The 18,164-nt window shown below is 57.6% G+C and carries 13 protein-coding genes; 11 read left to right on the top strand and 2 right to left on the bottom strand.

Annotated elements, in window-relative coordinates:
• The first annotated feature begins 29 nt into the window (after positions 1–29).
• From ACXI0U_RS14265 to ACXI0U_RS14250, 4 genes are all read left to right on the top strand, one after another.
• The gene (locus ACXI0U_RS14265) at positions 30–1,511 is read left to right on the top strand and encodes an ATP-binding protein (RefSeq protein ID WP_479550439.1); all 1,482 of its coding nucleotides are present in this window, start codon (positions 30–32) and stop codon (positions 1,509–1,511) included.
• Between the two features lie 115 nt (positions 1,512–1,626).
• Positions 1,627–4,263: a Z1 domain-containing protein gene (locus tag ACXI0U_RS14260; RefSeq protein WP_479550438.1), complete on the top strand. Its 2,637-nt coding sequence runs from the start codon at positions 1,627–1,629 to the stop codon at positions 4,261–4,263.
• Entirely contained in the window at positions 4,256–5,221 is a 966-nt protein-coding gene (locus ACXI0U_RS14255) for a PD-(D/E)XK motif protein (RefSeq protein ID WP_479550437.1), read from the top strand. The genes ACXI0U_RS14260 and ACXI0U_RS14255 overlap by 8 nt, the downstream gene beginning before the upstream one ends.
• Entirely contained in the window at positions 5,214–7,277 is a 2,064-nt protein-coding gene (locus tag ACXI0U_RS14250; protein WP_479550436.1) for an AIPR family protein, read from the top strand. The genes ACXI0U_RS14255 and ACXI0U_RS14250 overlap by 8 nt, the downstream gene beginning before the upstream one ends.
• Before the next feature lie 18 nt (positions 7,278–7,295).
• On the opposite strand, the gene ACXI0U_RS14245 is transcribed toward ACXI0U_RS14250, so the two are convergent.
• Complete coding sequence (locus ACXI0U_RS14245) at positions 7,296–7,718, bottom strand: very short patch repair endonuclease (RefSeq protein WP_479550435.1); 423 nt, start codon at positions 7,716–7,718, stop codon at positions 7,296–7,298.
• A 34-nt stretch (positions 7,719–7,752) separates the two neighbouring features.
• On the opposite strand from ACXI0U_RS14245, the gene ACXI0U_RS14240 reads away from it, so the two are divergent.
• Entirely contained in the window at positions 7,753–9,471 is a 1,719-nt protein-coding gene (locus ACXI0U_RS14240; RefSeq protein ID WP_479551098.1) for a DNA cytosine methyltransferase, read from the top strand.
• A gap of 548 nt (positions 9,472–10,019) precedes the next feature.
• Here ACXI0U_RS14240 and ACXI0U_RS14235 read toward each other — a convergent pair.
• Entirely contained in the window at positions 10,020–10,826 is an 807-nt protein-coding gene (locus tag ACXI0U_RS14235) for an XRE family transcriptional regulator (RefSeq protein ID WP_479550434.1), read from the bottom strand.
• Between the two features lie 101 nt (positions 10,827–10,927).
• On the opposite strand from ACXI0U_RS14235, the gene ACXI0U_RS14230 reads away from it, so the two are divergent.
• From ACXI0U_RS14230 to ACXI0U_RS14205, 6 genes are all read left to right on the top strand, one after another.
• Positions 10,928–11,767, top strand: a complete 840-nt coding sequence (locus ACXI0U_RS14230; RefSeq protein ID WP_479550433.1) for a LuxR C-terminal-related transcriptional regulator — start codon at positions 10,928–10,930, stop codon at positions 11,765–11,767.
• Between the two features lie 86 nt (positions 11,768–11,853).
• A complete protein-coding gene (locus ACXI0U_RS14225; protein ID WP_479550432.1) occupies positions 11,854–12,021 on the top strand; it encodes a YhfG family protein in 168 nt (55 codons plus the stop codon).
• 115 nt (positions 12,022–12,136) lie between these two features.
• Complete coding sequence (locus tag ACXI0U_RS14220) at positions 12,137–13,468, top strand: MFS transporter (RefSeq protein ID WP_479550431.1); 1,332 nt, start codon at positions 12,137–12,139, stop codon at positions 13,466–13,468.
• Positions 13,469–13,708: 240 nt separating this feature from the next.
• A complete protein-coding gene (locus ACXI0U_RS14215) occupies positions 13,709–15,181 on the top strand; it encodes an aldehyde dehydrogenase family protein (RefSeq protein ID WP_021219991.1) in 1,473 nt (490 codons plus the stop codon).
• A 97-nt stretch (positions 15,182–15,278) separates the two neighbouring features.
• Entirely contained in the window at positions 15,279–16,877 is a 1,599-nt protein-coding gene (locus ACXI0U_RS14210) for a BCCT family transporter (RefSeq protein ID WP_479550430.1), read from the top strand.
• Between the two features lie 122 nt (positions 16,878–16,999).
• On the top strand, positions 17,000–18,121 hold the full coding sequence (locus ACXI0U_RS14205; RefSeq protein ID WP_431483509.1) for an aromatic ring-hydroxylating oxygenase subunit alpha: 1,122 nt from the start codon (positions 17,000–17,002) through the stop codon (positions 18,119–18,121).
• The last annotated feature ends 43 nt before the right edge of the window (positions 18,122–18,164 follow it).

Raw genomic sequence — 18,164 nt, 5'->3', positions numbered from 1 at the left:
TAGGGCGTAGTTGGAATCCAGGAGGGGAGATGAAGGTTCGGAATCCGCCTTTAGCAAAAGATCTGATGGCTACCGCTAGAAGTTTTGGTAGCTATGATCTCGCAGCCGCTCTGGCTGATCTCATAGACAACAGCATCAAGGCTAAGGCAAAACGGGTTGAGGTCAGCTTTTCCCCTTTGCAAGACGACGTGATTGTAAGAATCAGGGATGACGGCGTTGGAATGAGCAGGCAAGCGCTGATGGCTGCCATGCGACCTGCGAGTGCCAATCCGCAAGCCGAGCGCGAGCCCGATGACCTTGGCCGATTTGGTTGGGGGCTGAAATCGGCGTCTTTATCCCAAGCACGGGTTCTGACTGTCGTGTCGTGGCAGGCTGGTTCCCTAACGGCTGCTCGATGGGATATCGACGATATCGACGACTGGAGCATGGAGGTCCATGAGGGAGGCGACGTGCTACCCCTTCTGGAGGAGCCTGTGGATACGCAATCAGGGACAGAGGTTATTTGGACTCACTCGGATAGGTTGCTGGATTGGGACAACTGCCATTCGGTTGACGAATCGCTCACTCCCAGCATTGCTCATGCGATGCAAAAGCTCTCTCTGATCTTTCATCGATATCTTGCTGGTGAAGGTGGTCGGAGGTTGCTCATCTTGGTAAATGGTCACCCGCTAAGTCCGGTCGACCCCTTCATGACCGCTCATGACGCTACGCAAACGTTGGATGCCGAGAGCATTCCGATGCCGAATGGCGAGCAGATCAGCATTCAACCATATGTACTTCCGCATTTTTCCAAACTCTCAACGGAGGAACAGGCGTTGCTCGGTGGACCGGAAGGTATGGTTCGGAATCAGGGCTTCTACGTTTATCGGAATCGACGTTTGATTATCTACGGAACCTGGTTTCGGCTTGTGCCTCATGGTGAGCTGACTCAGCTGACGCGAGTAAGAGTTGATTTGCCAAACTCGTTGGATGCTGATTGGCGAATCACAGTTGATAAATCGGACGCACAGTTGCCCCCTGTGCTTAAGCGCCGTTTGCAGGAGGTTGTCAGGCGGTTCAATCACCGCTCTGTGCGTGTTCACAGGAACAAGGGGATTTCTTTAGATCGTACGGCTGTTCAGCCTGTTTGGCGCCGCTACGTAAAAAATGGACAAGTCCTTTATTTGATAAATAGAGACCATCCGATGGTAGCGCAGCTCCTCAGCGTTCCGGGTGTTGCTAAAGAAACTGATGGGGTACTCCGTTTGTTGGAGTCTTATTTCCCCACTGATCTGTTTGTCAAGGATGCTGCGATTGGGATTAACCAGTGTTCAACTTCGACAGAGGATTTTGACGCTCTACTGGATCAATGCATGATCAATTATCTGCAGGGATGTGGTGGTACTCCGGAGGTAGGTGGTTTCTTGAGTCTCATTGCGCGAGTCGAGCCGTTTTCGAATCAATGGGCTTACACGGAAAGTTATGTGCGAACAAATACAGCCAGAAAGTGGGGGTTGAAAAATGGAGTTTGATGCAAGCCTGAACTATCTCCGTGTCGAGATAGATAAAAGGACGAATGGACGACTTCCTGTTCCGCAAGGTTTTCTGGATGATCATGTTCGTAATGTTTCTGACATAAGAGTTCTGTTGAGTGACGATCTCAAGGTGCGACTAATCCGTCATCTGGAAACGGTTTATGGTACTCAGCAAGGCACTGGGCATGTGTTGAAAGCTGACTTTCAAGAGTGGTATCTAAGTAGAAAGGCGGATATTGAGTCATATTATTGGAGAAGACTGTACAAATATTGGGTAGATTATTCTGTTCTCCCTGTTCAGGTTGTCAAATCTATCGATAAAGTGACTGACGAGATTCTGGGGTATCTGGGGGATCCGCGGGAGGAAGCAAGTTGGCGTCGTCGCGGCTTGGTAATGGGGCACGTCCAGTCTGGAAAAACCACGAATTACTCGGCTCTGATTGCCAAGGCAGCTGATGCTGGCTATCGAATTATTATTGTTCTTGCTGGCTTGACAAGTTCGCTTCGGTATCAGACGCAGGTAAGGTTGGATAAGTCGTTTGTGGGGAAATCCTCTCTTGGTGATAAGTTGGTTTCCGAAATTTATCCGATCTCGAATGTATTGAAGGGAACGGATTACGAAGGCTTGAAGCAACGTCAGCCGTTTTGTGGTACCACCCAAAGTGGTGATTTCAGCGTCAATATTATCCGAGGAATTACCGCCGAAGAGGGTAATTTTGCTGGTCCCATTCTTTTTGTAACCAAGAAGCATGAGAAAGTATTAGAAAGCTTGGCTTCTTGGTTAAGTGATCTCAAGCCGGGAAGTCCTCTTGATGGCCCCATGCTCCTCATTGATGATGAGGCTGACAATGCTTCTGTAAATACGTCGAAAGACCCGAAAAAGACTACACGAATAAATTCTAGAATTCGCGAGCTGCTCAAATGCTCTCGTCGCACGTCGTATGTTGGCTATACAGCTACTCCTTTTGCGAATATCTTTATTGATCCGGATACCGAAGACGAGATGCTCAATAGTGATCTCTTTCCTGAGCATTTTATAAAGTCTCTTGAGCCGCCAGATAATTATGTAGGTGCTGAAAAGCTTTTTTCAGAAAAAGCCGAGTATTTTGAAAGCTGTGTTCGAGAAGTACCGCCAGATTACATCGATTATCTCCCCCTGAAACACAAGTCTAGTGATTTGGTACCTGAGCTGCCTCAAAGCCTCAAGGATGCTATGTATCAATACGTTCTCGCTCGAGGCATTAGGGTTCTGGATGGTGAGGGGAGCAAGCACTCGTCCATGCTGGTGAACGTAAGTAGGTTCAATGCGATTCAGAAACAGGTCCACGATTTGTTGTATGTCCTTTTGCAAGACGTGATTGCGGCAGTCGCTGCGTGGGGCTCAAACGCAGCATGGGTTAGTTCGCCGATTATGGTGAAATTGCACAATATCTGGCTCGCAGAGTTTTCGAATCAGGTTGACTACGGTTGGGATGATGTACGGGGTGCATTGAGAAGAGGGCTAGCGCCTGTTGAGCTGAAGCTTGTTAACATGAAAGGGGGTGGGTTGGATTATAACAAGCCACCAGTATCCGGGATTCATGTAATCGCTGTTGGTGGTCTTGCTCTGGCGCGAGGGCTGACCTTGGAAGGTCTTGTTGTTTCCTATGTTCTGCGGAATGTGGGGGCTGCGGACACTCTCTTGCAAATGGGGCGATGGTTTGGGTACAGGGATGGGTACGCAAAAATTTGTCGGATCCATGCAACCGAGGAAATGCTAGGCGATTTTCGTGAGGTAAGCGGAGCCGTTGAGGAGCTGCGAAATGATCTTGTCCGTATGGAGCGCATGAAGGTAACTCCGAATGAATTTGGACTTAAGGTTCGGCAAAGCCCGACAGGGATAGCGATTACTGCAGCAAATAAAATGCGGGGTGCTAAACCCGTAGTAATGGCAGTTGATCTTTCATTAAAGCACTTGCAGGCCTACGAGCTTTTCAACGATTTTGAGATTAATGAGAAGCATTTCTCTGCGGTCTCGTCTTTGATTGGTGTGTTGGGGTCTGAATATAAAGACAATAAAGATACTGACGACGGTGCGCTCGTTTGGAAGGGGGTCGGAGTTTCTGTAGTCCAAGATTTGTTGCTGAAACTTGAACTGCCTCAGTTGGAATTCGCGATTGGGAATGTTAAGCGAAGTTTGGTTCTTGACTATATTGCTGATCGGGCAGCTGGTGAGCTGTCGCGTTGGGATGTGGCTGTTCCATTTCGCCGAACCGGTGAGCCAAAATTGGAATTTCCATTCGGTTTAGAACAGGAAGGTCGGGTCTATTGTCGTAGACGAAAATCTGGTGTTCCCAAGTCTGACGACCCTGATGTTGTAAAAATCACTGCAAATCACGTTGTTGCGGACTCTGCGGAATTTGATTTGCGATATGGGGAAAGAGAGGAGTTGGGTAGGCTCCTCCCAGCTTTGGAGAGGGAATTTCCCGAGGCTAGTCCTGAGTTGCGTCATTTGATGGCAAGAACTCGGCCTTTGCTTATTATTCACCTTATGGATTTTGGGCTAAAGAAACCACGTAATAATGATAAGCCTAATAAGGCTCTGAACTTCAAAGAGCTTTCGCCTGTTGTTTCTATAAGTTTGGCTTTTCCTGGAACAAAAATTGACGCAAGTCCAAGAGAGTACTTTGCAACCAAACGTCTGACTGAGTTGTTGGAGCGGCAGCGCGAAGAGCTTGAGTCGGACGAGGATCTCGATAGCGATGAATGACTTCAGCGCCAAATGGGATGAGATTGCTCATGTTGGAAGGGGGGCTGGGCGCTTCCGGGTCTGTCCGGACCATCATCTCGACTTATTTGCCGGTTATTCTAGGGCCGGTGAACGAGAGTTTACGCTTGAGTCATCCGTTGCGGCCTTGGATGAAGCTGTATTGCCGGAATTCGAGAATATCTCTGTGACTAAGCAAGAGTCGTCAGGTGTTCGCAGTCTCACGCTATGCCTAACTAACCATCAACTGAAGGACCTTTTCTCAATCATTTGCTGCGATCTGGCAGAGGCTTCGTCGAGAGCTGAAACTCCCGCCGGGGCTGCTGGGATATTTGGCATTCGACTTGGCCGATGGGCCGATCTGCTGCGGCGTGGAGTGTCACGCCAGATGTCATACAAGGAACGCTTAGGACTGATGGGCGAGCTTTGCATGGTGCTCTGGGTCATCGACAGCTGTGGAGTCGATCCGGTAATTGCCGTGCGAGGATGGCGTGGCCCAGATGGAGATACCAACGATATTGGCCTCAATCACGTTCGTATCGAGGTCAAGTCGCAGCTATCAACCCAAGCTGCTGTCATCCGGGTTTCTTCGCTTGACCAATTGGACAGTGACGGACGTGAATTATCTATTGCTCTGCATCGTTTCGTGGCATCCGGGAGCGGCATCAGCTTAAAGTCGCTGGTCGACGAGATTGTGATTCGACTTGCCAGTAACTACGCCGGATGGATGGCGTTTCAACGGAAACTGCTCCTGCTCGGATACCAGCAGGACGCAGCATACGTAGACGAGACCTTCAATCTGGATAGCACCAGATTCTATCGAGTTGGCGAGGGCTTCCCCCGGTTGGTCCCGTCCACGGTGCCAGAGGGAGTCATCAGGGCGCAGTATGAAATCGCTTGCGATGTCATTGATGGATATCGAATAGAGGAGATAGAGCTGGAGGCTCTGGTGCATGGTTAATCTTCAGGTCGAGTATGACGAACTGTTGGAAGAGGTTCGCATAGGCAGTGTCGCTGATCACGAGCTACAGATAACCGAGTTCTTTCGAATCTATGCTGCACTTGCTGCAGAAAACGGCGATACCCCCGATATGGAGTACTGTCCAATCCTCAAGGAGGGACAAGGGGGCTACCGGGTCGATGGATATGCGCTGGATCTGCAGGGCGAAGGGAATGAGGAGTCTGGCGATCTATATCTGGCCGTCTGCGACTACCGTCAGGATCGTAGCCTGACTTCAATTATCAGCCGAGAAGTCGAAAAGGCTGTCAGTGGTGTTGAACGCTTCTTTCAATTGGCCCTGAGTAGCAAGTTTCTTCAGGGGCTGGAAGAGGCGAGTCCGGCTTTCCAGTTGGCTGTTCTCATTCAGCAATATGGGAGCCGCATCAGGCGTTTGCGGGTTATCGTCTTCACCAATGCGCATTTGAGAGTGAAGAAGAGTGTCTTCGAGGCTAGGTCGCTAGCCACCGTATCTTTGCATACTAACGTCTTGGATCTTGAGCGGTATGTGAAGATTTCGTCTACGGGCTCTGAGCCTGTGGAGATCGATTTCGCTGAGGATTTTGATGGCGCTATCGAGTGCCTACCAGCGTCGACCGGGGCAGACAACTACCAAAGCTACCTTTTTGCCATCCCGGGAGCCGTTCTGGCCAAGGTCTTTGCGGCCTATGGAAATCGGCTGCTTGAGCAGAACGTGCGGACGTACCTCCAAGCCCGGACCGGGGTCAATAAGGGGATTCTGAAAACTATTGCCGAAGAGCCAGGCATGTTTTTTGCGTACAACAACGGGCTTACCGCGACAGCATCTTCGGTTGATACGCATAGGCTAGAAAGTGGTGCGTTGGTAATTTCTCAAATCAAGGACTTCCAGATCGTCAACGGAGGGCAAACGACTGCATCTTTGCTCTATGCGCGAGACGGACAGGGAAAGGATCTGAGTCATGTGTATGTCCAAGTCAAGCTCTCTGTGGTCGATGAGAAACGCTTGGAGGAGGTGATACCGCGGATCTCCGAGTATGCGAACACGCAGAACAAGGTATCCCTCGCCGACCTAGCATCCAACAGCCCCGTACAGATCAGAATTGAGCGATTATCCAAGGAGATTTCAGCGCCTCAACTGGCGGGTGCATTGCACAGCAGCAAATGGTTCTATGAGCGAGCGCGTGGTCAATACAAGAATCTCTTTTCGTACAAGTCCACTTCGGAGCGTAACAAGCTACAGCTCATCTATCCCAAAGCGCAGCTGCTTACCAAGACAGACCTGGCCAAGTATGAGCTTTCCTTTGAGGGGCGCCCGCACCATGTGAGCGAAGGGGCTCAGAAGTGCTTTACCCGATTCACCAACACGGTGCTGTCGGGGTTCGGTGACGGCTCCAAGGTTAGCGAAACTTGGTATCGCAGGGCTGTTGCCAAAGCTTTGCTATTCATGAGGCTGGACGAAGAGGTGCTGCAGTCAGGCTGGTATCAGAGTGATCGTGGCTACAAGGCTCAAATTGTTACTTATACGGTTGCCGCCTGCGCTCAGGGTTTCCGTGATTCTGGTATGCAAATCGATTTGGATAGGATCTGGCGAGAGCAAAGCGTGCCAGAGGGGTTGCTGAGATGGATGTTCACACAGGCTTGGCGGGTAGCGGAAATACTGAAGTCTCCGCCGGATAATGTCAGAAACGTCTCCGAATTTGCTAAGCGTGAATTCTGCTGGGAGCAGTACATCAAAGGGCGCGTTGGCATCCCCGATCGATCCGTCACACAGTTTGGTGTTTCTATTCAGGAGTATGCAGACGACACCAGGCAGGGGGTAAAGGAAGCCACACTGAATCAAGAGCTAGATTTTGATATCGCTCTCGTCGGGTTGTCCTCCAAGGCCAAGGACATTATGGTCCTAGCCAAGCAGAGGAGCATTGCATCCCCTAGAAGTATGGATGCCCTGAGCAAGCTCGCTGCAGGCCGTCTGAACCTTTCGAAAGGAGAGAAGGGGGCATTGAAGTATCTGCTGGAGCGTTTGAAGATCCCATACTGATTGGGTGTGGGGCATACCCTATGCTAGACGAGCGTCAGGAAACGTGGGCCAGGAGACGAATTTTTGATTACAATCCGGCACCGCTTCTAGCAGCCAGATCATCTCAGATTCCGGTCCCCGTATCCCGCACTCCCATAACTCGAAGACACGCCAGCCCAGCATCAGCAGCTCATTACGGGCTCTGAGGTCCCGTGCAACATTCTGGTCGAATTTTTGCTTCCAGAATTCGGCGCGGGTCTTCGGGGTACTGGCGTACCTACACCCGGGGTGTCTGTGCCAGAAGCAGCCATGAATAAAGATGCAGAGCCGATGACGAGGAAGTACCACATCGGGCTTCCCTGGAAGATTTTTGGGGTGCAGGCGATACCTAAAGCCATGCCGGTGCAGCAGCTTCCGAACCCTCATCTCCGGGACCGTATTACCACCGCGGATGCCAGCCATCATGCGAGACCTGACTTCACTGCTGACTATGTCCATGATTGAAACCCAGATCCCTTTGCTGTCTCCTGAAGATACCGATTTTGATGATAGCGTGGCATTCGACCGCCCCATCCAAGTCGTGGACCTGTTCGCTGGCCCTGGCGGGCTTGGCGAGGGGTTTGCTTCCTCTGGAGATGGCGACCGGTTTGAAATTCTTGTTTCTGCTGAGGCCGAACCCCTAGCACGAGAGACGCTGAAGCTGCGAGCCTTCTACCGTCTACTCAAGCGTGCAATGCCTAGCTGCCTTCAGGACTATTACGATTATTGCAATGGCAAGACCAAGACACCCTACTCGGACAGAAGTGCGGCCCAATGGGATGAGGCTGATCTTGAGGCTCGACAGATAAAACTGGGCTCTCAAGCAGGAGACAAAGAGCTAGATGATGTCCTGAAGAAGCATCTTGATAGAAATCATCCTTGGGTATTGATTGGGGGGCCGCCCTGCCAAGCATACTCTATGGCAGGCCGAGCACGTAATCAATCCAAGGCGGATTACAAGGCCGAAGATGATGATCGGCACTTTCTCTACCGGGAGTACCTGCGGATTATTAAAGAGTATCAGCCTACTGTTTTTGTAATGGAGAATGTTAAGGGGATACTTTCTTCAAAAATCGGAGAGGAAAGAATATTCTCCCAGATTCTGAAAGATCTTTCTGATCCTCATAAGGCTCTCGGCGAGTCCAGCTCGGGTCGACGCTATCGCATATGCTCCCTAGTAGACTCGCAGTCGTTTGGACCTGCTGAGGATGTTGAGAGAATTGATCCTCATGCATTTGTGATCAGGTCTGAAAAATATGGTATTCCTCAAGCTAGGCATAGAGTTATTCTGCTGGGTATTGCTTTGGATGAAAAAGGAAATACACCTAAGCATGATTTGCTCAATGTAGTTGATGGTCGCGTGAATGTTGGGAAGGTATTAGGAAATCTTCCAAAAATTCGTAGTAGATTGAGTCGTGGGGTGGATGAGACAGACGCTTGGTATGATGAGGTTATTCGTCAGCTTAGCGAGCTTAGAAGTGAGATAAATCAGGGGTCGGAAAAGAAGCTTGCACCGAGAATGGATATTGCTCTAAGCGCTCTCTCATCTAGGGATCTAGGCGTTGGGGCTCTACGTGTGGCACGAGCAAAAAATGATGGCCAGACCGGTATTAAATCCCTAGATGCGTGGTATCAAGATGAGAGGCTTGAGTGCTGGTTAAATCATGACGCTCGCGGACATATGCCTTCTGATCTGCGTAGATATATATATGCCGCAACATACGCTCAAGCGCATAAGTTTTCTCCTAAAGGACATCTGCAGTTTTCGCTGTCGGGGCTCGCGCCAGCGCATAAAAATTGGGAGTCTGGGAAGTTTAGTGACAGGTTCCGTGTGCAGCTTGAGGAGCAGCCTGCAACAACTATAACCAGTCATCTTTCAAAGGATGGTCACTATTTTATTCATTATGACCCGAGTCAGTGTCGCAGCTTAACCGTGCGCGAAGCAGCTCGTTTGCAGACTTTTCCTGATAACTATTTTTTTGAGGGGAACAGATCTCAGCAGTTTCAGCAGGTAGGCAACGCAGTTCCCCCCTTGTTGGCCAACAAAATTGCTGCGATTGTTTTCGATCTAGTATCTAGAATGCCCAAGGTGGCTACTCCTAGAGTTAGAGGAAAGCTTGGTCTCAGAAAGAAGGAGCGAGTGCTCGAGCCAGCAGAGTCTGACAGAAGGGGCTGAGATCCCATTTTTATATTTCGGATTTGTCGACCTCTACATAGCCCGCGCTGAGGGCTCTTGCTTTGCTGTTGTTAATAGTCTTTGTTACTGCTGGTCTGTAATTTACATAACGTTTTCTTTGGGGCTCCTTTATCTTTTCGCTGGATTATTCTGGTGCTTTATTGCTGTTTCTTTAGCCGCCGGAGAGTGGTGAAGTCTCAAGAGGAATATATTGGCTTTGTTTAGCTAGCCTTATTCCGGATGATTTGGTGGTTAATGTTGATTTTGCTGTGCTTTCAAGATAACGGGGCAATCTGCATCGGTGCATCAGCCTGACGGCAGACACCTCCGGGCTCATCACTGTCGTTGGACAACATCGACCAACGCGACGCACTGGCCTGTGCCCTGATTGCGTGGCTGTTCCGTTTCAGGCCGGAACTGCTCGCGCAACCCGGCTCGGAGGTACCTAAAAGAGAAGGTTGGATATTCGTTCCAGCAGACGGGCTGGTCTGAATAGAGTGATCTAATGATGTGGCTCTGAGAGAGCCAAAATATCAAAGCGCAGCGGATCAAAACTTCCTAATCGAAAACCCCACCAACACCCGCCCACGCACTTCCACATCCGCCATCGGCACAGTGCGCGGGTTGTGGGTCGGGTTGTCCGCAATGAGTTCGAGCTGGTCTTGCCCCGCCAATTGCAGACGGCGGATGAACAGGTGGCCGGCCCAGTTGATGAGGTAGAGGCCATCCCCATTGAAGGCGCTCACGCCGCAGTCGACGATGACGGCGTCGCGGTCGTTGAGGGTGTCGGCCATGCTGTTGTCCCAGAGGATGACAATGGCCAACTGCTCTGCATTCGAGTACGCCGCGGCCCTTTCCTGCAGGAAGGCTTCGTTGAGCGTCAGGCTGCTAATGGTTTCACTGTAATCAACCGGCCTCGGAGCGCTGGAGGGCGACTGATCGAAGTTGTAGTAGGGGACTGAAATCTCTTTGCAGCCAACAGCGTCGTTTTGCTGGCTGGTGGCGCCTCTCAACTCTTCCAGCACGGCTTGAATGGCGTCTACCGTGATGGGCGTTTCGAGCTTGCTGAATCTGGCCTGCGCAGTGGTTATCCAGGTCTGGATATTCACCGAAGCGCTGTCTCTGCGTGGCGGGGCGCCTGTGCCGGTCAGCAACCAGTCGATGGTGGTGTCGTACTTCCTGGCAATGGCGATGAGGTTGTCATTGCGCAGGTTTTCGGTGTTGCCGCTGTACCACCTCCGTACCGCTTCGTACGAGAGGCCACACGCGTCAGCAATATCCCTTTTTATCCGCCGTATATCGATATCCGGCTTCCGTGCCTGCACGAGTACGTCTAAACGGTCGGTAATTTTCATGCGGCGCAATCTACAAGAGCGCACAGCAATCAAGATTGTGTTTATTTCACAACTATGATTGTATTTTTGGCTTCCTGTGTATTGAGAGGGAGCTCGATTGTATGAGTGTGCATCTCGCTGAATGGGCCCACGAAATAACAGCTGTCCTGGCCCAACCCCCAGGCCAACCCCAACTCCAGGCCCTGACCCACTGGCTGCAACGCATCGCCCCGGTCGATCACTTCGCGCTGTTCCTCTATGAAGGCAGCCACGCGCCCTTGCCGCTGTTCCACACCTTTCCCGCCGAGCTGCACGCCACCTTCGTCAATGACTACCGCAGCGGCGTGCACATACTCGATCCGTTCTTCCTCGGTTGCCTGTTCGGTGAGCCGGACGGGCTCTACAGCATGCGTGCCCTGTCGCCGGACAGCTTCCGCTGCAACCACTACTTCCAGGCCTATTACCACCGCCTGGGGCTGAGCGAGGAGCTGGGCTACTTCACCACGCCGGCCTTGCATTGCCGGGCGGTGCTGTCGTTGATGCGCGGGGAGGGCGGGATGGCGTTCACGGAGGAGGAGATGCGCCTGCTGCGGACTGCGCAACCTGTGGTGGCGCAGGTGGTGCGCCTGGCCTGGGAGGCGCGTGGCGAGCCGGCGGCGGATGCCGTTCTGCCCACCACCCATGTGCGCACGGTGTTCAGCAGCTTCGGCGAGGAGTTGCTGACGCGGCGCGAGCACAAGATCGCCCAGCTGTTGCTGCAGGGTTATTCCAGCCAGCAGATTGCCGACCAGTTGCGCATCACCCGCGGCACGGTGAAGGTCCACCGGCGCAACCTGTATGACAAGCTGGAGATCGGCAGCCAGGCGGAGTTCTTCGGGCTGTTCGTGCGTGAGCTGATGGGGGCGGGGCTGTTCAGCCGGCCGCAGCGCCGCAACCGTGCTCAGCAGCGCGTCGAAGGGTGATTGCAGTACGTGATGACCGCCCCCGTCGATGGGGGGCGGAGAGGCAATCCGCCAGAATCAGCCGGTTGCTGAAAGGAGGCTTCTCGATGCCAACACCATCTCTGCAAACCAAAAGGGCCTACTACGCCAGGGCGCGCCAATCCAATTACACAGCCAGCCTGCGCCTGGCGGGTTTCGATACCACGCCTGCCGATGGCGAGCGCAAGCTGCCTTCCCGTGAGTCCGTGCGGAGTGCTTACCGCTCCGAGGTCTGACCGCGTCCTACACCCCCGCCTGCCCCTCTCTACCGCCCGCGCCATAGCGCCGTTTTTCTCCCCGTTGCTAGCGTGGCGTAGCCCATTCCGGGCATCGCTTCGGGGAGAAGCCTTTATGCCAAGGTCCGTGCGTATCGCCGACATCATCGACGACAGCCCCCTTTCCTGGTTGCAGGTGCGGGTGCTGCTTCTGTGTTTCCTCATCATGTTGCTGGATGGTTTCGACACCGCCGTGATCGGCTACGTGGCGCCGGAGCTGATCACCCAGTGGGGCATCGATCGCAGCGAGCTGGCACCGGCCTTCGGGGCCGGGCTGTTCGGGATGATGGTGGGAGCCATGGCCTGCGGGCCGCTGGCGGATCGCTTCGGGCGCAAGCGGGTGCTGCTGGGCGGCATCCTGGTGTTCGCCCTGGGCACGCTGATGGCGGCGCTCGCCACCTGGATGGGGGAGCTGGTGGTGCTGCGCTTCGTCACCGGCATAGGCCTGGGCGGGGTGCTGCCCAACTGCATCACCCTGTCGTCGGAGTACGCGCCCAAGCGGCGCCGCGTGCTGCTGGCCACGCTGAGCTATTCGGGCTTCGTGCTCGGCCTGGCCATGGGCGGCAGCGTGGCGGCCTGGCTGATGCCGAGCCTGGGCTGGCAGGGCATGCTCGCCCTCGGTGGCCTGGCGCCGCTGGTGCTGCTGCCGGTGCTGATGCGCTGGCTGCCGGAGTCGCTGTACTTCCTGGTGGGCCGCAAGCGCCACCGCAAGGCGTTGCTGCGCCTGCTCACGGCCATCGGTGGCAAGGCCAGCTGGCGTGGCGCGATCCTGCAGGGTGACCTGCCCGAGCAGCCGCGCTCGCCGCTGTCCACCCTGTTCGAGGGCGCCCGGGCGCTGCGCACGCTGATGCTCTGGCTGACCTTCTTCTGCGGGCTTTTCGTCTTCTACCTGCTGACCAACTGGCTGCCCACCATCCTCCGCTCCAGCGGCTATGGCGTGAGCGAGGCCGCCACCATCGCCTCGATGATCCCCATGGGTGGGGTGCTCGGCAGCATCGTCATGGCGTTGCTGCTGGACAAGCTCGGGCCCCGGCGCGTGCTGCCGGTGCAGGCCGCCTTCGCCGCCGTCGCCCTGGCGCTGATCGGCACCCAGCTGGGCAGCGGCTCGCCGTTGCTGGCGATGGTGTTCATCGCCGGCTTCGGCCTCAGCGGCTTGCTGGCCAACCTCAGCATCGTCGCCGCCACCCTGTACCCCATCCATGCGCGGGCCACGGGGGTGAGCTGGGCGCTCTCGGCGGGGCGCGCCGGTTCCATCGTCGGTTCCATGCTCGGTGCCTGGCTGTTCGCGGTGGCGGGCAGCCTGGATGGTTTCTTCCTGTGGATCGCCACGCCCATGCTGCTGGCCAGCCTGGCCCTGCTGGTGATGGGCCTGCGCCGGGTCGAGCACCTGGCCGTGGCCGAGGGCTAGTTCCCGGGCGGTCGGCGTGTGCTTGTTGGCGCCGACCGCTTTTTTCCATTACCGGTGCGAGTTCGCCCACTGCGCCGCCAGCGCAAATCTACCCCCTGCCGGTTAAGTCGCCCGCCAGCGGCTTGCTAGCGTGGCTTCTGGTGCGTTGCCACCCGCCGAGGCGGGGTGGTGGCGTGCCATAGGGGGGCCGGGCGGCTGCCAGCTACCGGGCCCAGGCTGGTAATGCGTGAAGGAATCACCATGACTGCAGCAACGCTGTACATCGATGGCTGCTGGGTCGCGCCGACCCATCGCAACCGCTTCAGCAGCATCAACCCTGCTACCGAGATGAAGATCCAGCTCCTGGCGGCCGCCAGCCCCAAGGAGGTGGACAAGGCGGTGACCGCCGCGCGCTGCGCCTTCGAAGGCGAGTGGGGGCGTACCCGGGGCAGCGAGCGGGCCGGCTTCCTGGAGGCGATGGCCAATGACCTGGAGCACCGTGCCGAGGAGCTGGCGCTGCTGGAGGTGCTCGACAACGGCAAGCCGCTGGCCGAGGCCGAGCGCGATGTGGCCGATGCCATCGCCTGCTTCCGCTACTACGCCGGGCTGGCCCGCGAGCTGGACGAGCGCCAGGACCAGCCGCTGGAACTGGACGACCCACGCTTCAGCTGCCGCCTGCGCCACGAGCCGGTGGGCGTGGCCGGGCTGATCACCCCCTGGAACTTCCCCCTGCTGATGGCCGCCTGGAAGGTCGCCCCGGCCCTGGCGGCGGGCGCCACCTGCGTGCTCAAGCCCTCGGAGTTCACCTCGCTCACCGCCCTGGAGCTGGGCCACACCGCCCATGCGGTGGGCCTGCCGCCGGGCGTGTTGAACATAGTGCCGGGCCTGGGCGGCGAGGCGGGGCAAGCCCTGGCCCTGCACCCGGAGGTGGACAAGCTGGCATTCTCCGGCCGGCTGGTCACCGGCGCCAAGCTCATGGGCGGCGCGGCGGCGGACATCAAGCGGCTGACGCTGGAGCTGGGCGGCAAATCCTCCCTCATCGTTTTCGACGACGCCGACCTCGACGCCGCCGTGGAGTGGGCGCTGTACGGCATCTTCTGGAACCAGGGCCAGGTCAGCAGCGCCACCTCGCGCCTGCTGGTGCAGGAAGGCATCGCCGACCGCTTGCTGGAGCGGCTGGTGGAGGCGACCCGGGATATCTGCATCGGCCCGGGCACCGAGCCGGGTGTGCAGATGGGCCCGCTGGTCAGCGCCTCACGCTACAGCCAGGTGATGGACATCATCGCCCAGGGCAAGCAGGACGCACGCCTGCTCACCGGCGGCCGGCGCCCACCAGGGTTGCTGTCGGGCTATTTCATCGAGCCCACCATCTTCGACGAGCCCCACACGGGCAGCCCGCTCTGGCGCCACGAACTGTTCGGGCCGGTGCTCAGCGTCAAGCGCTTCAAGACCGACGAGCAGGCGCTGGAGATGGCCAACGACAGCCTCTACGGCCTCGCCGCCGCAGTGATGAGCAGCGACCTCGACCGCGCCGACCGCATCGCCGGGCAACTGCGGGTGGGCGTGGTCTGGGTCAACTGCTCGCAACCCACCTTCGTCCAGGCGCCCTGGGGCGGCACCCGCCTCAGCGGGCTCGGCCGCGAGCTGGGCACCTGGGGGCTCGACAACTACCTGGAGGTGAAACAGGTCACGCAGTACCAGGCCGACGCGCCCTGGGGGTGGTACCAACGCTAGCGCGCCGGCCCGGTGCCGCCCAGGCCGCACCGGCCCTTGCCAGAGAACAACAACAACCTGTGCGTCGAGTTCGGCTCGACACAACCGGGAGGCATGCATGACCGAGAACACCCGCAAGGATTTCTTTCTCACCAGCGCGAGCCTGATCGCCGTCTCCATCACCGTGGCCGGGCTGGCGCTTTTCCCGCTGGAGTCCGAGGCCTTCGCCAACCGCCTCTTCGAGTCATCCACCCGCACCTTCGGCACCCTGGTGCAGTTGTTCGTCTTCGCGTGCGGGGTGGCGGTGCTCTACCTGGCCTTCAGCAAGTACGGGCACATCCGCCTGGGCGCCGGCCGCCCGGAGTTCGGCAACACCACCTGGGTATTCATGTTCATCTGCGCGGGGCTGGGCTCCTCGACCCTCTACTGGGGCGTGATGGAGTGGGCCTACTACTACCAGACGCCGGGCCTGAACCTGACGCCCGGTTCCACGCAGGCGCTGGAGCACAGCGTCAGCTTCACGTTCTTCCACTGGGGCATCAGCGCCTGGGCGGTGTATGCGCTGTCATCCCTGGCGCTGGCCTACCACTTCCACGTGCGCAAGCGCAGCGGCCTGGGGCTGGCGTCCATCGTCGAGGCGGTGACCGGCTTCCGCGCCCAGGGGCCGGTGGGCCGGCTGGTGGACCTGGTGTTCCTGCTCACCATGTTCGGCGCCCTGACCGTGCCGCTCGCGGTCACCGCCGCCACGCTGACGCGGGGCCTGGCCAGCCTCACCGGCATCCCCGATACCTTCATCACCCAGGTGCTGGTCATCGGCCTGGTGGCGTTGGTGTTCTCCCTCAGCTCCTACGTCGGTATCGATGGCGGCATGCAGCGCCTGGCGCAGATGGTGGGCTTCGGCGTACTGGGCTTCGCCTGCCTGTTGCTGGTGATGGGGCCCACGCGCTTCATCCTCGACAACACCGCCAACGCCTTCGGCATCACCCTGCAGAACTTCGTGCGCATGAGCCTGTTCACCGACCCGGCGGGCGAGGGCGCCTTCACCCGCAACTGGACGGTGTTCTATTGGCTCTGGTGGGTGTCCTACGCGCCGGGGGTGGCGATGTTCGTCACCCGCGTTTCCCGTGGGCGCACGGTGCGCGAGGTGATCGCCGCGCTGGTGCTCGGCGGCACCGCCGGCTGCTGGTTCTTCTTCGGCGTGCTGGGCAGCTACAGCGTCCACCAGTTCGTCAGTGGTGCCATCGATGTGCCGGGCATCCTCGCCAGCCAGGGCGGCGAGGCGGCGGTGGAGCGGCTGCTCAATGCGCTGCCCCTGGGCAAGCTGTTCCTCGCGGCTTACCTGTTCCTCATGGCGGTGTTCTGCGCTTCGCATATGGACGCCGTCGCCTACGCCGTGGCCGCCACCAGCACCCGCAACCTGCGCGAGGGGCAGGACCCGGCGCCCATGCACCGGCTGTTCTGGTGCGTGATGCTGACGCTGATCCCGCTGGCGATGCTCTTCGCCAAGGCCTCCCTGCCCACCATGAAGACGGCGGTGGTGCTCACCGCCATTCCCTTCACGCTGATCCTGCTGGTGATGATCTGGGGGCTGTTCCGCTGGCTGCTGGAGGATTACGGCCAGGTGCCGGCCCAGCGCATTGCCGAGGAATCCCGTCGCCTGGCGCAAGCCGGTGACGACAAGGCCGGCGAGGCCGCTGCCATCGCCCCTGCCCCCTGACCAACGCCATGACCCGAATCGGGGGCGGGCCTGGTGTGCTGCATTCCCCCGATCGCAATACCCACGAGAAGCTGCATACGCCCGGGCCGCGCCCGGCCATGCGCCACAGAGGAGTACCGATGATGAACAGCATCCAGAGACTGCCTGCCGACTTCTGCGCCGACCCCGAGGTCGCCCACACCCTGCCCGCCAGCTACTACACGCACCAGGCGGTCTTCGAGTACGAGAAGGAGGCCATCCTCGCCCGCAGCTGGGTCTGTGTGGGGCACCGTAGCGAGTTGGCCGAGAACAACGCCTACGTTACCCGCGAGCTGATAGGCGAGAGCATCATCATCGTGCGCGGTCGGGACGCGGTGCTGCGCGCCTTCTACAACGTCTGCCCCCATCGCGGGCACCAGTTGCTGCAGGGCAGCGGCATGGCGAAGAACGTCATCACCTGCCCGTACCACGCCTGGGCCTTCCGCCTCGACGGCGAGCTGGCCCATGCGCGCAACTGCGCCGACGTGGAGGCGTTCGACAAAACCGCCTCCAGCCTGGTGCCGTTGCGGGTGCAGGAGCATGCCGGCTTCATCTTCATCAACATGGACATGGATGCCGCCCCGGTGGAGGAGCAGCTGCCCGGCTTCGAAGCCGCCCTGCGCGATGCCTGCCCGGTGATCGACGAGTTGCACCTGGCCGCCCGCTTCATCACCGAGACGGAGGCCAACTGGAAATCCATCGTCGACAACTACATGGAGTGCTACCACTGCGGCCCGGCGCATCCGGGCTTCTCCGACTCGGTGGACGTCAACCGCTACACCCACAGCCTGCACGGCAACTGGACGCTGCAATACGGCGTGGCCAAGCCCTCGGAGCAGTCCTTCACGTTCGACGAATCAGTGCAGGACCCATCCTTCGCCGGCTTCTGGGCCTGGCCCTGCACCATGTTCAATGTGCCGCCGGGTGCGGACTTCATGACGGTGATCTACGAGTTGCCGGTGAGTGCCGAAATCACCCTGCAGCAGTACGAGATCTACTTCCTCAACAAGGAGCTCACCGCCGCACAGCGAGCGCTGATCGAGTGGTACCGCGATGTGTTCCGCCCGGAAGACCTGCGCCTGGTGGAGAGCGTGCAAAAGGGGCTGCGCTCCCGGGGCTACCGGGGGCAGGGGCGGATCATGACCGACCGCCAGCGCAGCGGGGAGAGCGAGCACGGCATCGCCCACTTCCACAACCTGATCGCCCAGGCGCACCAGGGGCGTTGATGGCGTGCGGCGCCGGCCCGGTGTGGCGGCGCCGCCTCTACTG

The sequence above is a fragment of the Pseudomonas sp. C9D1 genome, assembly GCF_056491235.1.
Note: the sequence above shows the minus strand (reverse complement) of the source record. Positions and strands in the feature narration are given on the sequence as shown.

Coding starts and splice junctions, on each gene's coding strand:
- ACXI0U_RS14220 (WP_479550431.1), top strand. CDS start 12,137: ATGCCAAGGTCCGTGCGTATCGCCGACATCATCGACGACAGCCCCCTT.
- ACXI0U_RS14225 (WP_479550432.1), top strand. CDS start 11,854: ATGCCAACACCATCTCTGCAAACCAAAAGGGCCTACTACGCCAGGGCG.
- ACXI0U_RS14215 (WP_021219991.1), top strand. CDS start 13,709: ATGACTGCAGCAACGCTGTACATCGATGGCTGCTGGGTCGCGCCGACC.
- ACXI0U_RS14250 (WP_479550436.1), top strand. CDS start 5,214: ATGGTTAATCTTCAGGTCGAGTATGACGAACTGTTGGAAGAGGTTCGC.
- ACXI0U_RS14240 (WP_479551098.1), top strand. CDS start 7,753: ATGATTGAAACCCAGATCCCTTTGCTGTCTCCTGAAGATACCGATTTT.
- ACXI0U_RS14235 (WP_479550434.1), bottom strand. CDS start 10,826: ATGAAAATTACCGACCGTTTAGACGTACTCGTGCAGGCACGGAAGCCG.
- ACXI0U_RS14255 (WP_479550437.1), top strand. CDS start 4,256: ATGAATGACTTCAGCGCCAAATGGGATGAGATTGCTCATGTTGGAAGG.
- ACXI0U_RS14245 (WP_479550435.1), bottom strand. CDS start 7,718: ATGGCTGGCATCCGCGGTGGTAATACGGTCCCGGAGATGAGGGTTCGG.
- ACXI0U_RS14210 (WP_479550430.1), top strand. CDS start 15,279: ATGACCGAGAACACCCGCAAGGATTTCTTTCTCACCAGCGCGAGCCTG.
- ACXI0U_RS14265 (WP_479550439.1), top strand. CDS start 30: ATGAAGGTTCGGAATCCGCCTTTAGCAAAAGATCTGATGGCTACCGCT.
- ACXI0U_RS14230 (WP_479550433.1), top strand. CDS start 10,928: ATGAGTGTGCATCTCGCTGAATGGGCCCACGAAATAACAGCTGTCCTG.
- ACXI0U_RS14205 (WP_431483509.1), top strand. CDS start 17,000: ATGAACAGCATCCAGAGACTGCCTGCCGACTTCTGCGCCGACCCCGAG.